This window comes from Pantanalinema sp., assembly GCA_036704125.1.
Taxonomy (GTDB): Bacteria; Cyanobacteriota; Sericytochromatia; order S15B-MN24; family UBA4093; genus JAGIBK01.
Map to the genome: position 1 here is coordinate 1 of DATNQI010000018.1, position 13570 is coordinate 13570.

A 13570-nucleotide genomic window follows, 5' to 3' on the forward strand; every position below is an offset into this window, starting at 1 on the left:
CAACCAGGGCATCATCCAGGACCCCGACCTGATCTATCCGGGGCAGCTGCTGCTCATCCCGGGGGGGCCTCACGCGCGCACGAGCGCCCCCGAGCGCCGGCACGCCTCGAAGGGCTCCAGGCACTCCCTTCGCACCACCGAGCGCACGAGCCCCCACGCCCCCGTTGACCACGCGCGCACCCGCGCGGTGGTGTCGCGCAAGGCGGACGGCGGCTTCGACGTCGCGCTGCGGAGCGCCGACAAGCGCGAGGCCCCGCGCATGGCCAGGCCACCGGCACGCCAGGTGGTCGCCAAGCCCCCGGCCCAGCCGCTCCAGCCCGGGGTGGTCGGCGACCAGTTCCAGGGCCACCGCCGCGTCGACGGTCACTTCTACCGCATCTCGCAGGGCAGGCTCGTCTGGGCCGACGACCGGACGCCCGTTCGCGGCGACTGGAGCAAGCGCCTGGGCGAGCAGGTCTATCCCAACCGCCAGGCGCCTGTCTCCGAGCCGCAGGCGCTTTCCGGGCCGCAACCTCCCGCTCCCCCGGTCGTCCCTGCCGCCGTGGCCCCGGCCCCCGAGGCCTCGAGCGCAGAACCGACCATCCAGGGGCATCGCCGCGTCAACGGCACCTTCTTCGTGCGCACCGAGGCGGGCCTGTTCTGGTCCGACGACGGCACCCCGGTGCGACAGGACGCCCAGCGCACCTCGGCAGCGGTCCCCTGATTCGAGTCGCGCCCACCGGCGCCCCCCGCCGTGGGGGGCCTCGCACGCGCGGGGCAGGCCGTTGACACCCCCTCATCGGGAGTTACACTTGACCCCAGGACCGACAAACGCCCCCTGAAGCACCAGGCCCGCCGCCCAGTCAGGCCCCCCCGCCGCAACATTCTGACCCGTTCGAGCCTCGCGAGATCCACGCGAGAGGCCACCCGCACGCGACGGTGTGGAACGCTTGCACGAAGGGGTGAAGGCGATGGGCAGCTTCAAGCACTACCTACCGGCCGCCAACGGTGCGGAGCAGATCCTCCTCGAAGAACTCGCCCGGGAGCACCCCCGCCACCTCTCGGTGCACAGCCGGCAGGTCCGCGAGACGGCCCAGCTCTTCTTCGAGGCGGACGACCAGAGCCTCGCGAGCTACATCTGGTTCATGCTCGCCAGGCTGCGCAGGCTCCAGCGCAAGGTCGAGGAGATCTACCTCCAGCCCGCCAGCATGTCGCAGAGCGATCGCGAGCGCGCCCTGCGTTGAGCGTTCCCTCTCGTCTCCTCTCTGGCAGGCCCGGATGAAGCACCTCACCTTCCACCACCTGAACTCCTTGATCGCCGCCAAGGTCGCCCTGGTCATGGCGCTCATGCTCGCGCTGCTCGTCGCCAGCGGCGCGATCTTCCTCCGCCAGGTCCTGGTCGAGCGCATCGAGCAGGACGGCCAGCGGATCGCCGACAGCGTCGCCCAGGGGCTCAACGCCGACAACCTGCGAGCCCAGCAGATCTCGCGCGACCTGCTGGCCATGCAGCAGAGCGGCGGCTTCGGAAAGCGCAAGGCCATCCTCGACCTCATGGAGAGCCTGCTGCGCAACACCCCCAACATCCTCTCCACCTACGCCAACTACGAGCCCGACGCCGACGGCCAGGACGCGCGCTGGCGCACCCATCCCGCCATGCCGGGCGGGCGCTTCACCCCCTACTGGTATCGCAAGGGCGATCGCCTCATCCTGACCGGGGTCGAAGACATCGACGCCATCGCGTTCTACGCCGAGACCAAGCGAAGTGGCGCCCCCCTCATCACCGAGCCCTACCGTTACCTGGGCATCCCCATGGTCTCCTACACCCTGCCCCTGCGCCTCCACGGGCGCTTCGTCGGGATCACGGGCACCGACCTGAGCCTCGAATCGATCAACCGGGCAATCGCGCGCCTGCCCACCATGCCCCACTCCCACCTCTTCGTCCTGAGCCCCCAAGGCCGCCTGATCGTCGCTCCGCGGCCCGGGGACTACGCCCGGCCCTACGCCGACTCGTCGCTCGCGAAGCTCGACTGGCAAGCGCTGAGACGCCAGGCCCCGGGCGCGGTGGTGACCCTGAGCGACCCCCTCGACGGCAAGCCCGCCTGGAGCTTCTCGAGCCGGGTGGAGACGGGCGCCTGGCACGTCGTGCTCCTGGTCGACAAGGCGGCCACCATGAGGCCGCTCAACCACTTCCTCTGGACGCGCGCCATGGGCACGGCGGGGATCCTGCTCGCCCTGACGGCCATGCTCATCTGGCTCATCGGGCGGGCCACCCGGCCGCTCGCCCCCATGGCGGCCGCGTGCGAGGCCCTCGCCCAGGGCGACCTCCAGCGGGTGCGACGGCTCGTCGAGCAGCTCGGAGACCTGCCGGGCGACGACGAGTTCAGCCGGATGGCAGGGGCCTTCAGGCAGGCGATCGCCTACCTGAGCGAGCTCAGCGCGCACTTCCAGCGCATCGCCCGGCACGACCTCTCGGGCGCGATCACGCCCGCCGGACCCCACGACCAGCTCGGCCTGAGCGCCCAGGCGATGCTCGCCGGCCTGCAGGAGGCCACCGCGAGCCTCGAGGCGCGGACCCGAGAGCTGGAGGCCAGTCGACGAAGCCAGGCCACCCTGCTCTCCAACTTGCCCGGCATGGCCTACCGGTGCCGGCTCGACCCTCACTGGACCATGGAGTTCGTCAGCGAGGGCAGCATGGCCCTCGCCGGCTACGCCCCGGACGACCTCGTCCTCAACCGGCGCCTGGGGTACGCCGACCTGATCCATCCCGACGACCGCGAGCAGGTGCGCCGGGAGGTCGAGGCGTCGCTCGAAGAACGCCGCCCCTTCCGGCTCGTCTACCGGCTATGCACCGCCGAAGGAGAGATCAAGTGGGTCTGGGAGCAGGGGGTGTGCGTGCTCGGCGAGCACCCCGGCGAAATCCTGCTCGAGGGGCTCGTCATCGACATCTCGGACCGCAAGCGCCTCGAGGAGACCCTCGAAAAGCGCAACCGAGAGCTCCAGGAGCTCGACCGCCTCAAGAGCTCTTTCGTCAACGCGGTCTCCCACGAGCTGCGCACGCCCCTGACCTCGATCATGGGCTACGCGGAGTTCCTGGAGGACGAGCTGGGCGGGGCGCTCAGCGCCGATCAGGCCGAGTTCGTGAAGCAGATCCAGGCGAGCAGCCAGCGCCTGAAGCGACTGATCGACGATCTGCTGGACTTCGCGCGGATCGAGGCCGGCACCTTCAAGCTCGCGGTGGCGCCCTTCGACCTGGGCGACAAGGTCGAGGAGATCGTCGAGAGCCTGCGGCCGCAGGCCGCTCAGGCGAGGGTCACCCTGCTCAGCGAGGTGACGGGCGCGCCCGGCGAGCTGAACGCGGACGCCCAGCGCCTGGGACAGGTCCTCATCAACCTGATCGGCAACGCCCTCAAGTTCACCCCCGAGGGCGGCCGCGTCACGGTCCGCCTGAGGCGCGAGCCGGACGCCATGGTCTGCGAGGTCGAGGACGACGGGCCGGGAATCCCGCCCGAGGATCAGCCCCTGCTCTTCCAGCGCTTCAGCCAGCTCGAGGCGGGCAAGCACAAGGGCGGCACCGGCCTGGGGCTTGCGATCTCGAAGGCCCTGGTCGAGGCCCACGGGGGAAAAATCGGCCTCGAGAGCACCCCTGGCCGAGGCAGCGTCTTCTGGTTCCGGATCCCGCTTTCGCCCGAAGCGATCAGGAGCGTTCCGGCCTCGACCTGAGCGAGGCGCGCAGGGCCTCGATCCGCGCCTTGATGCGGCCCTCCTCCCCATGCTCGGTGGGACGGTAGAAGCGCTGCGGCTTCATTTCGTCGGGCCAGTAGGCCTGCCCCACGAAGCCCCCGGGATAATCGTGGGGGTAGAGGTACTCCTTGCCGTAGCCGAGCTGCTTCATCAGCTTGGTGGGGGCGTTCCTCAGGTGGAGGGGGATCGGGTAGGTCGGCAGCTTGGCGACGGCCGAGAGGGCCTCGTTGATGCCCTTGTAGCTGGCGTTGCTCTTGGGGGCCGCCGCCAGGTAAGTGACGGCCTGCGCCAGGGGGATGCGCGCCTCGGGCATCCCCAGGACCTGCACCGCCTGGAAGGTCGCCAGGGCGATCGAGAGGGCCCGCGGGTCGGCGTTGCCCACGTCCTCGCTGGCCAGGATGAGCAGGCGGCGGGCGACGAAGACCGGGTCCTCGCCGCCCGCGAGCATGCGCGCCAGCCAGTAGAGGGCCGCGTCCGGATTGGAGCCCCGGATGGTCTTGATGAAGGCCGAGACGGTGTCGTAGTGGTTCTCGCCGCCCTTGTCGTAGGGCATGGTGCGCTGCTGGAGGGCCTGGGCGATCGACTCGAGCGAGCGGTCCGCCAGGTCCCTGACCGTCTCCAGGGCGTTGAGGGCGCTGCGCGCGTCCCCCCCCGCAAACTCGGTCAGAAGGGCGAAGACCTCGTCGCCGAGGGCCTCGGGGCTCTGGGCCAGGCCCCGCTCGGGGTCGGTCCAGGCGCTGCGCAAGAGGCCCTCGATCGCCGCATCCGGCAGGGGCTGCAGGGTCAGGACCCGCGCCCGGGACAGGAGCGCCGCGTTGAGCTCGAAGCTGGGGTTCTCGGTGGTCGCCCCGATCAGGGTGACGGTGCCGTCCTCGACGTGGGGCAAGAAGGCGTCCTGCTGGCCCTTGTTGAAGCGGTGGATCTCGTCGATGAACAGGATGGTGCGGCGGCCGAGGCGCTTCTGCTCCTTGGCCTCCTTGAGGCGCTCGCGCAGCTCGGCCACCCCGCCGGTGACCGCCGAGAAGGGCACGAAGCGCGCCTCGGTGGCGCGGGCGATGAGCTGGGCGAGAGTGGTCTTGCCCACCCCGGGCGGGCCCCAGAAGATCAAGGAGGGGACCTTGTCCGCCTCGATCAGCTTGCGCAGGGGCTTGTCCGGACCCAGGAGGTGCTCCTGGCCCAGGTACTCGTCGATGCCGCGCGGGCGCATCCGGTGCGCCAGGGGCGCGTCGGGATCGACGCCCGTGCCGGACTTGCCGGCACCGAAGAGGGACATCTGGTCGTCAATGGCGCTCATGTCCCCATTTTACGTCATTTCGCGACCGCGGGCCTCAAGGAAAGCGGCAGGGTGAACCAGAAGGTGCTGCCTCGCCCCGGGGCGCTCTCGAGGCCGATCCGGCCCCCGTGGGCCTCGACCAGGGCCTTGGAGATGGAGAGCCCCAGGCCGGTGCCGCCCCGGCGCGCGCCCGTGGACAGCTGGCTGAAGCGCTGGAAGAGCTTGGCCTGCTCCTCGGGGGCGATGCCCTCGCCGCTGTCGCTGACCTCGCAGCGGACCATGCCGTCCTCGCGCCTCAGCCGCACCGCGATCAGCCCGCCCACGGGGGTGAACTTGATGGCGTTGTTCAAGAGGTTGATGAGCACCTGGGCGATCCGCTGGGAGTCCATCTCGAGGCAGGGCACCTCTTCCCCCAGCGCAAGGCGCAGGGTGAGGCCGGCCGCCTCGATCTGGGGCTTGAGGCTCGCGGCCACCTCCTGGATCTTGGCCGAGAGGTCCTCGCGCGCCATGTTGAGCCTGAAGGTCCCGGCCTCCATCCGCGCGAAGTCCAGGAGATCGTCCACCAGGCGCTCCAGGCGGGTGGAGCTCTGCTCGATCTGCCGGACGAACGCCAGTTGCTCGTCGGAGAGCTGCCCGCCGATGCCGTCCTCGAGGAACTCCGCGTAGCCCATGATCGAGGTCAAGGGGGTGCGCAGCTCGTGGGAGACCGAGTTCACGAAGTCGCTCTTGAGGCGATCGAGGCCCTGGGCGGCCTCCAGGTCGGCTCGCGCCTTCTGCTCGCGCATCAGCGAGGCGGCGCGCTCGGCCTCGGCCCTTTCGCGCATGGCGATGTCCTCTTGCAGCTCGCGGTTCTTGTCCTCGAGCTGGGAGAAGAGCCCGCGCAGGGCCTGGCGCGTGGCCTCCAGGCGGTTGCCGAGGCGCCCCAGCTCGTCGCCCCGCTCCCAGACGAAGGGCGCTTCCAGCTGCCTGTGCTCGAGGCGCCCGGCCTCGGCCATCAGGCGGCGAAGGGGATTCAGCAGGCGCCGCTGGAGCAGGACCAGGATGAAGAGGAGGCTGACGAGCAGCTGCGCCCCCACGACCACGAGCAACCAGGCGCGATTGGCGGCCATCCGGGCCACCAGGGACGCGTCGGACATCTCGAGGAGGACCGACCCGATCGCCTGGCCCTGGTGACGGACCTCGCGCCGCAGGGAGTAGGTGCGCCCCGCCGGGGCCGCGCCCCGTCCCTGCGCGAACACGCCGAGGACCGGATCCCGCACCTCGACCCGCACCACCCGCTGGTCGCCCATGATCGCATCGACCAGGGGCTGGCCCTCGGCGGGGTTGAGGTTCCAGAGGGGCTGCTCCATCCCCTGCGCCAGGATGTCGACCAGTCGCGCCTGATCGGCCGCGAGCGCGGCCAGGCCCTCCTCGCGCTGGCGGTGCAGCATCACGGCGCTGGCGACGGCCGCCGGAATCAGCAGGCCCAGCACCACCAGGAGGACGATGGCCCCTCGCAGCGAGCCGGCCCAGCGGCGCAGGATCGCGAGCCCCGCTCCGAACGCTCCCTTCATCCCGGCACCCACCGGCCCATGTCCGTTCCCGTCAAGCGCATCTCGGCGCCCCCCCGAGCGCAGTTAAGTCCTTACATTCCTTAACATAGGCGCGAGAGACGAAGGCTGCAAGGGACTTTTGTTCCCCGCGCGGATGCCTTGGCGCACGACCGGGGAATAAGAGGCTCATGATGGACTTCAACGACAAGGAAGCGATCGAGCGAGCAGCCGAGTTCACCTTCACCGAGCAGGGCCTGCTGGGCCTCGGCCCCATGCCTCCGCTCGAGAGCTACACCCTCGGCTTCGTCGCCGGCATGCGCCTGGCGGGCGAGGAGATCCTCAAGCGGGCCCGCGACAAGGCCTGGCACCGCGCGCCCCTCGCGGCGCTCGAAGGGCGGCTCGACGCCCCTCGCCAAGAGGCGATCGCCGAGGCGATCAGAGCCCTCCAGGCGGCGGGCTTTCCCGGCGCCCACCTGGAGATCCGCGGCCAGGAGCTGCGCATCGGGCTGGAGTGAGGCCGATGTGATATGCTGCCGCCACGAGGGTCTCGCACGAGGGTCTCGCGGGAGCGGAGGGATTTTCCGGCATGCGCGCAAGACGCTTCCTACTCTTGCCTCTGAGCCTGCTCGTCTTGCTGCTCGCGGCATCGCCGTGCCTCGCCCTCAAGGTCCTCACCGAGCAGCAGCCCCCCCTGACCTTCACCCGGCACGGCGCCCCGGCCGGGATGGCGGTGGAGGTGGTCGAGGAGATCCTCGCCCGCCACCACGACCCGACCCCGATCCAGGTCGTGCCTTGGGCCCGCGGCATCAAGGCGCTCACCACCCAGCCCGGCATCCTGCTCTTCACCATCAACCTCACCCCGGAGCGCAAGCAGCTCTACACCTTCATCGGGCCCATCGCCCGCATGCACGGCACCTTCTACGCCCGCCGGGACAGCCACCTTCGCCTCCGCACGGCCGAGGACGCCCGCAAGGTCGAGCGGATCGGGGTCTACGCCGGGACGTCCTACGAGAAGACCCTGCGCAAGCTCGGCTTCACCAACCTCGACGTCTCCCCCGATCCCCATAGCGCCGCCCGCAAGCTGATGCGGGGCCGGATCGACCTCTGGTACGAAGGCAACCTCAGCGCACCGTACACCCTGAAGCAGGTCGGATACCGCCCGAGCGACATGAGGCCCCTGCTCGCGCTGGAGCGCGATGACGTTTGCCTGGCCTTTTCGCGCGGGACGCCGGCGCAGGTGATCCGGCGCTGGTTCGCCACGCTTCGCGCCTTGCAGCAGGACGGCACCCTCGCGCGGATCCAGCGGCGCTGGCTCCCCTCCGAGTCCGTCCCCCGCCGACTCGTCATCACCGGGGTGCCGCCGGGCACGCCCATGCCGCCCCCTTGAGCGCGCCCGCCCCTCTCCCTGGAGGCCCTGCGATGCCCCTGCCCCCCCTTCGCCGCTGGTCGATCGCCCTTGCCGCCTGGCTCGCCCTGGCGGCGCCGAGCCAGGCCCTCCAGATCCTCACCGAGGATTGGCCTCCCTTCACCAACGCCCGCCAGGGCGTCCCCGAGGGGATGATCGGGGAGGTCGTCCAGGCGATCCAGGAGCGCCTCGACGACCACACCCCGACCACGGCCCTGCCCTGGTCCCGCGGCTACCACCTGCTCCTCCAGACGCCGAACGTCATGCTCTTCTCGGTGTTTCGCACGCCCGACCGAGAGAAGCGCTTCACCTTGCTCGGCCCGGTCGCGATCGTCGAGAACATCCTCTACGCGCGCCGCAGCAGCCCACTCACGATCAAGCGCCTGGCGGACGCCAAGCGCGTCAGGCGCATCACCACCCAGCGGGACACCGGTTACCTGGAAACCCTTCAGCGTCTGGGCTTCACCAACCTGGACGTCTCATCGAACCCGACGGACTCGGCCCGCAAGCTCATGACCGGCAGGGTGGACCTCTGGAGCGACTCGAACCTCAGCGCGGCGTACCACGTCCAGAAGCTGGGCCACTCCCCCGATGCGATCGCGCCCAAGCTCGTGGTGGGGCGCATGGAGCTGTACTTTGCCTTCTCGCGCGGGACACCGGCCCCGGTGATCCGGCACTGGAGCGCGGCCCTGCGCGCCATGCAGCAGGACGGCACCCTCGCGCGGATCCAGCGCAAGTGGACGCCGAGCGCCCGAACGCCCCGGCCGGTGGGCCTCGTCGGGCTCCCGCCCGGTACCCCCATGCCGGATTGATGCCCGCCCCCCACTCCTGGTAACATGCAGGAATGATCACCCTTTCCGGCGTCTCCAAGCACTTCCCCACCAAGACCGTCCTGGACGAGGTCGACTGGCACGTCTCGCCCGGCGATCGCGTCGGGCTGGTCGGCCCCAACGGCGCGGGCAAGTCCACCCTGCTCAAGATCCTGCTCGGCGAGACCGGCCCCGACGAGGGCCGGGTGCTCCTGCGCCCAAAGGCGACTATCGGCTACCTGTCGCAGGAGCTGCCCGGCATCGCGGGCCGCACCCTCCAGGCCGAGATGTGGACGGCCTTCTCGGCGCTGCAGGCCCAGGCCGATCGCCTGGCTCAGCTCGCCGACGAGCTGACCCACGCCTCGGACCCCGCCGAGCTCTCGCGGCTGACCATGGCCCAGGCGCAGGCCACCGAGGCCTTCGAGGCCATGGGGGGCTACACCGTCGAGACCCGGATCGGCAAGGTGCTCTCGGGGCTGGGCTTCTCGGAGAGCGATCGAGCGCGTCTGGTCGAGAGCTTCTCGGGCGGCTGGCAGATGCGCGTCACCCTGGCCAAGCTCCTCTTGCTCCAGCCCGACCTGCTCCTCCTGGACGAGCCGACCAACCACCTGGACCTGGACGCCATCGAGTGGCTCGAGGACTACCTGCGCGACTACCCGGGCACGGTGGTCGTGATCTCGCACGACAGGCGCTTCCTCGACCGGGTCGTCACCCGGATCTCCGAGCTCGAGCAGAGCCGGATCGACGACTACGCCTGTAACTACACGACCTACCTGGACCAGAAGAAGGAGCGGGTCGTCGCCCAGCAGGTGGCCTTCGATCGCCAGGCGCGCGAGCTCTCGCGCCAGCAGGCCTTCGTCGAGAAGTTCCGCGCCTCGGCCACCCGCTCGACCCAGGCCAAGAGCCGCGAGAAGCAGCTCGCGAAGATCGAGCGGCTGGAGGCCCCCACCGTCCTCGACACGGTGCGCTTCCGGTTCCCGCCGGCGCCTCCGAGCGGCCTTCAGGTCCTCTCGGGCTCCCACCTCGCCAAGGCCTACGGCGCAAAGCCCGTCATCACCGATTTGAGCCTCAAGCTGGAGCGCGGCCAGCGCCTCGCCCTGGTCGGCCCCAACGGGTGCGGCAAGTCGACCCTGCTGCGCATGCTCGCCCAGCAAGAGGAGCCGGACGACGGCGAGGCGGGCTTCGGCTACAACGTGAAGCCCGCCTACTACTCGCAGCACCAGGCCGACCAGCTCAACGACGACCAGTCGGTCCTGGACGAGGCGTACCGCTCGGTGGAGGGGGACACCTGGACCCTGGAGCGGACGCGCAGCCTGCTCGCGCGCTTCCTCTTCCGCGGCGAGGACGTGTTCAAGCCGGTCTCGAAGCTCTCGGGCGGCGAGCGCGCCAGGCTCTGCCTGGCCAAGATGCTCATGAAGCCCTCGAACTTGCTCTTGTTGGACGAGCCCACCAACCACCTGGACCTGGGCTCCAAGGAGATGCTCGCCGACGCCCTCGAGGAGTTCGCGGGCAGCGTGATCCTGATCTCGCACGACCGCTACCTGCTGGATCGCGTCGCCACCCACGTCCTGGCCTTCGGCGAGGGTGGCCCCAGGCTGCACGTGGGCAACTACACCGCCTACCGCGAGCAGAACGCGCGCCCCCAACTCGCGAGCGACGCGCCGGCAAAGACCGCCCCCAGGTCGGCCCCGCAGCCGGAGGCCGCACCGAGCGAAGCCCCCGCCAAAAAGCCCAAGCTCAACGCGTTCCAGCGTTCGCGCCGCATCGAGGCCCTCGAGACCGAGATCGCCGAGCTCGAGGCGCGGATCTCGGAGCTCGAGGCCCTGATCGCGGACCCCGCCCTGTACGAGGACCACGTCCGCGCGGCCGCCGTGACCGCGGACTTCGACGAGAGCCGCGCACGGCACGAGGCAGCGACCGAAGAATGGCTCGACCTCTCAGACGACTAGCGCTCGCGCTCGCCCTCCTGATCCTCTCGGCCCCGGCGGCCGAGGCCTTCGAGCTCGGCAACTCCGGAATCCAGGTCGAGCGCAGCCCCCAGAGCCTCATCGTGAAGGGGATCGACCCCCACTCGCCGGCGGACGGCGCCCGGCTGAGCGTCTCGGGCGATCGCCTGGTGCGCCTGCGCTACGTCAACGGCCAGGACGCCCTGGACCTCCTGGCCAAGGACCGCCTGCGCATCCCGTTCGGCATGCCCTCGGTGACGGTGACCCTGGGGGTGCGCGGGCCGAACGACCTCGAGGAGCGGCTCGAGGGGCCCTACAGGCTGGACCTGGTCGATTCCCCCGAGACCCGCATCAGGCGCCACATGGCCTCGGAGCAGTGGGAGAGGGGCGTCACCCTCGTTCGCTCGGGAGCCCTGGGAGCCGCCGACGCCGAAGCCTTCTGGTCGCGCCTGACCCTCGCGGCCCACGCCCACGCGCGCGCGGGCCAGTGGCGAGAGGCCCTCGCCATCGCCGGCCTGCTGGGGCCGAGCGATCCGGCCTACGCCGCGCTGCTGCGCTACGGCAAAGAGTGGCGAACCGCGGCCGCCGAGGCCGAGCGGGGCGACCGGCAACTGCTCGCCCGCGAGGTCCTCCACGCCGGCCCCAACCCCCGCCTGGCCGTAAAGAAGCCGGCCGTCGCCAAAAAGGCCACCAAGAAGACCGCCGTTCGTCACCGGAAGCGCACCCGCGGCTGAGCCCGGGTCTCGACCTCAGCCGAGAGGCTCCAGCCCGGTCTCCTTCGTCGGCCGGGGGCCGGGCGCCGCCGAGAAGGCGTCCAGCTGGTCCAGCACCCGCTGCACCTGCTCGCGCCGGCTGAGATCCCGCTCGATCTGCTCGACCAGGCCGGGCACGCTCGGCGCCCCGAGATCGCCCACCAGGCGCCGCAGCGCCCCCTGGGCCTCCAGGAGCTCGGCGCGCAGGCGCACGTCGCCGCGCTTGGCCTCGAGGTGCGCGATCTGGCTGGCGAGCGCCAAGAGCGCCAGGCGCCCCTCCTCGATCCGGCGCCGCTGATCGTTGACCTGCTCGGCGAGCCGCTCCGCCAGCGCGTCGCCCGCCGCGCCCGGGAGGCGGAGGGCCGAGAGCTGGCGCTCGCCTTGCCGGTGCTCGACGATGAGCTCGGCCAGGTGAAGCTTGTGCCGGTTGGCGGCGTGCCGGAGCCGCTCGATCACGTGGGCGAGGGTGTCCTCGGGACGCTGATACCGGGCGAGGATGCGCCGGGCGAGGCCGTGGACGAGGATCCAGACCTGAGTCAGAAGCTTCATGGGGCTCCTCCCGATTCAATGACGGGAAAGATAATGGCCCATTTCGGGTAGATAAGCATCAGTCCAAGCGGCGGAGCTGATTGGACAGGTCCGACAAACCAACCAGAAAGGAACGACGGGTGACAGCCTGGCAACTATGGGCCATCGGGGGCCTGGTCCTGCTGATCGCAGAGGTCTTCACGCCGGGCTTCGTCCTGGCTTGCTTCGCCGTGGGGTGCGGCGCGGCCGCCCTCCTGGCGGCAGTCAAGGCGGGAGCGGCGGTGCAGGCGATCGCCTTCGCGGCGGTCTCGTTCGCCTCCCTGTTCCTGGTGCGCCCCCTGTTCTCGCGCGCCTTTGCTGGAGGCCGGGCGGTAAGGACCAACGCGGACGCCCTGGTCGGCAAGACGGGGATCGTCTCGCAGGCGCCCCATGACGCGCACGGGAGCTGGCGCGCGATGGTCGACGGTGAAGACTGGTCGGTGGTCTCGCTCGCGGAGGGCGAGCTTGCGGCCGGCCAGAAGGTCAAGGTGATCAAGGTCGACGGTTCGCGCCTGATCGTGGAAACGTATTAGAGCAAGGAGTAGCAACGAAGATGGGATTTCTCTTGTTCCTGCTGATCGTGATGGCGACCGCGGTGGTCGTCGTCGCCAAGAGCGTCAAGATCGTCCAGCAGTCCGAGACGATGGTGATCGAGCGTCTCGGCTCTTACAACCGGACCCTCGAGTCGGGGATCAACATCATCTGGCCGGTGATCGACACGCCGCGCGCCGTGGACTGGCGCTACGTCGAGGAGCAGGGCGGCGGCAAGAGCCTCGTCCGGCACCGGCGCATCAGCCGGATCGACCTGCGCGAGACGGTCTACGACTTCCCCAAGCAGAACGTGATCACCAAGGACAACGTGGGCACCGAGATCAGCGCCCTGCTCTACTTCCAGATCACCGACCCGGTGAAGGCCGTCTACGAGATCGCGAACCTCCCCGACGCCATGGAGAAGCTGGCCCAGACCTCGCTGCGCAACATCATCGGCGAGATGGACCTGGACGAGACCCTCACCTCGCGCGACACCATCAACTCCAAGCTGCGGGTCATCCTGGACCAGGCGACCCACAAGTGGGGCGTCAAGGTGAACCGGGTGGAGCTGCAGGACATCAACCCGCCCAAGGACATCCGGGCCGCCATGGAGAAGCAGATGCGCGCCGAGCGCGATCGCCGCGCCGCCATCCTCGAGGCCGAGGGCCTCAAGCAGGCGCGCATCCTCGAGTCCGAGGGCTACAAGGAGGCCGAGATCAACCGGGCCGAGGGCGAGATGCGCGCCCGGCTGCTGTCCGCCGAGGGCGAGGCCGGGGCCCGCTCCATGGTCGCCCAGGCCGAGTCGGAGGCCATCATGAAGGTGACGGGCGCGATCGCAGCAAGCAACGGGGATCCGGCGAGCTACCTGATCGCCGTTCGCTACCTCGAGACCCTCAAGGAGATGGTCTCGGGCAAGGAGAACAAGGTCGTCTACATGCCCTACGAGGCCACGGGCGTCCTCGGCTCGCTGGGCGGGATCAAGGAGCTGCTCGGCGGTATCTCGAGCCCGCCCGCCGGGAAGTAGGCCCCACCCAC

Annotated in this window: 13 protein-coding genes; 10 read left to right on the forward strand and 3 right to left on the reverse strand. The window is 70.2% G+C overall.

From position 1 onward, the window contains the following. The 3 genes from V6D00_02385 to V6D00_02395 form a co-directional block, all read left to right on the forward strand. Positions 1–703 (forward strand): hypothetical protein (locus tag V6D00_02385; GenBank protein HEY9898006.1); only part of this gene is annotated, 703 nt, incomplete at its 5' end. A gap of 217 nt (positions 704–920) precedes the next feature. Beyond that, complete coding sequence (locus V6D00_02390; GenBank protein HEY9898007.1) at positions 921–1223, forward strand: hypothetical protein; 303 nt, start codon at positions 921–923, stop codon at positions 1221–1223. A gap of 34 nt (positions 1224–1257) precedes the next feature. Further along, positions 1258–3699, forward strand: coding sequence for an ATP-binding protein (locus V6D00_02395; GenBank protein ID HEY9898008.1), 2442 nt, complete (start codon positions 1258–1260; stop codon positions 3697–3699). On the opposite strand, the gene V6D00_02400 is transcribed toward V6D00_02395, so the two are convergent. Together V6D00_02400 and V6D00_02405 are read right to left on the reverse strand one after the other, a co-directional pair. After that, the gene (locus V6D00_02400; GenBank protein HEY9898009.1) at positions 3674–5014 is read right to left on the reverse strand and encodes a replication-associated recombination protein A; all 1341 of its coding nucleotides are present in this window, start codon (positions 5012–5014) and stop codon (positions 3674–3676) included. The two genes, V6D00_02395 and V6D00_02400, sit on opposite strands and share 26 nt — an antisense overlap. 14 nt (positions 5015–5028) lie before the next feature. Next, complete coding sequence (locus V6D00_02405) at positions 5029–6546, reverse strand: HAMP domain-containing sensor histidine kinase (protein ID HEY9898010.1); 1518 nt, start codon at positions 6544–6546, stop codon at positions 5029–5031. A 170-nt stretch (positions 6547–6716) separates the two neighbouring features. On the opposite strand from V6D00_02405, the gene V6D00_02410 reads away from it, so the two are divergent. From V6D00_02410 to V6D00_02430, 5 genes are all read left to right on the forward strand, one after another. Then, entirely contained in the window at positions 6717–7040 is a 324-nt protein-coding gene (locus V6D00_02410; GenBank protein ID HEY9898011.1) for a hypothetical protein, read from the forward strand. 71 nt (positions 7041–7111) lie between these two features. After that, positions 7112–7912 (forward strand): transporter substrate-binding domain-containing protein, encoded by an 801-nt coding sequence (locus V6D00_02415; protein HEY9898012.1) that lies wholly within the window; start codon positions 7112–7114, stop codon positions 7910–7912. 32 nt (positions 7913–7944) lie between these two features. Then, positions 7945–8742, forward strand: coding sequence for a transporter substrate-binding domain-containing protein (locus V6D00_02420; GenBank protein ID HEY9898013.1), 798 nt, complete (start codon positions 7945–7947; stop codon positions 8740–8742). 32 nt (positions 8743–8774) lie between these two features. Continuing rightward, positions 8775–10688, forward strand: coding sequence for an ABC-F family ATP-binding cassette domain-containing protein (locus V6D00_02425; GenBank protein ID HEY9898014.1), 1914 nt, complete (start codon positions 8775–8777; stop codon positions 10686–10688). Continuing rightward, positions 10664–11419 (forward strand): hypothetical protein, encoded by a 756-nt coding sequence (locus V6D00_02430; protein ID HEY9898015.1) that lies wholly within the window; start codon positions 10664–10666, stop codon positions 11417–11419. Before V6D00_02425 ends, V6D00_02430 begins: the two co-directional genes overlap by 25 nt. Before the next feature lie 15 nt (positions 11420–11434). Here V6D00_02430 and V6D00_02435 read toward each other — a convergent pair whose 3' ends face one another. Continuing rightward, positions 11435–11986 (reverse strand): hypothetical protein, encoded by a 552-nt coding sequence (locus V6D00_02435; GenBank protein HEY9898016.1) that lies wholly within the window; start codon positions 11984–11986, stop codon positions 11435–11437. A 119-nt stretch (positions 11987–12105) separates the two neighbouring features. Between V6D00_02435 and V6D00_02440 the strand changes: the two genes are divergently transcribed. Further along, positions 12106–12537: an NfeD family protein gene (locus tag V6D00_02440; protein HEY9898017.1), complete on the forward strand. Its 432-nt coding sequence runs from the start codon at positions 12106–12108 to the stop codon at positions 12535–12537. A gap of 20 nt (positions 12538–12557) precedes the next feature. Beyond that, entirely contained in the window at positions 12558–13559 is a 1002-nt protein-coding gene (locus tag V6D00_02445) for an SPFH domain-containing protein (GenBank protein HEY9898018.1), read from the forward strand. Positions 13560–13570 lie beyond the last annotated feature (11 nt).

Coding starts and splice junctions, on each gene's coding strand:
- V6D00_02395 (HEY9898008.1), top strand. CDS start 1,258: ATGAAGCACCTCACCTTCCACCACCTGAACTCCTTGATCGCCGCCAAG.
- V6D00_02400 (HEY9898009.1), bottom strand. CDS start 5,014: ATGAGCGCCATTGACGACCAGATGTCCCTCTTCGGTGCCGGCAAGTCC.
- V6D00_02405 (HEY9898010.1), bottom strand. CDS start 6,546: ATGAAGGGAGCGTTCGGAGCGGGGCTCGCGATCCTGCGCCGCTGGGCC.
- V6D00_02410 (HEY9898011.1), top strand. CDS start 6,717: ATGGACTTCAACGACAAGGAAGCGATCGAGCGAGCAGCCGAGTTCACC.
- V6D00_02415 (HEY9898012.1), top strand. CDS start 7,112: ATGCGCGCAAGACGCTTCCTACTCTTGCCTCTGAGCCTGCTCGTCTTG.
- V6D00_02420 (HEY9898013.1), top strand. CDS start 7,945: ATGCCCCTGCCCCCCCTTCGCCGCTGGTCGATCGCCCTTGCCGCCTGG.
- V6D00_02425 (HEY9898014.1), top strand. CDS start 8,775: ATGATCACCCTTTCCGGCGTCTCCAAGCACTTCCCCACCAAGACCGTC.
- V6D00_02430 (HEY9898015.1), top strand. CDS start 10,664: ATGGCTCGACCTCTCAGACGACTAGCGCTCGCGCTCGCCCTCCTGATC.
- V6D00_02435 (HEY9898016.1), bottom strand. CDS start 11,986: ATGAAGCTTCTGACTCAGGTCTGGATCCTCGTCCACGGCCTCGCCCGG.
- V6D00_02445 (HEY9898018.1), top strand. CDS start 12,558: ATGGGATTTCTCTTGTTCCTGCTGATCGTGATGGCGACCGCGGTGGTC.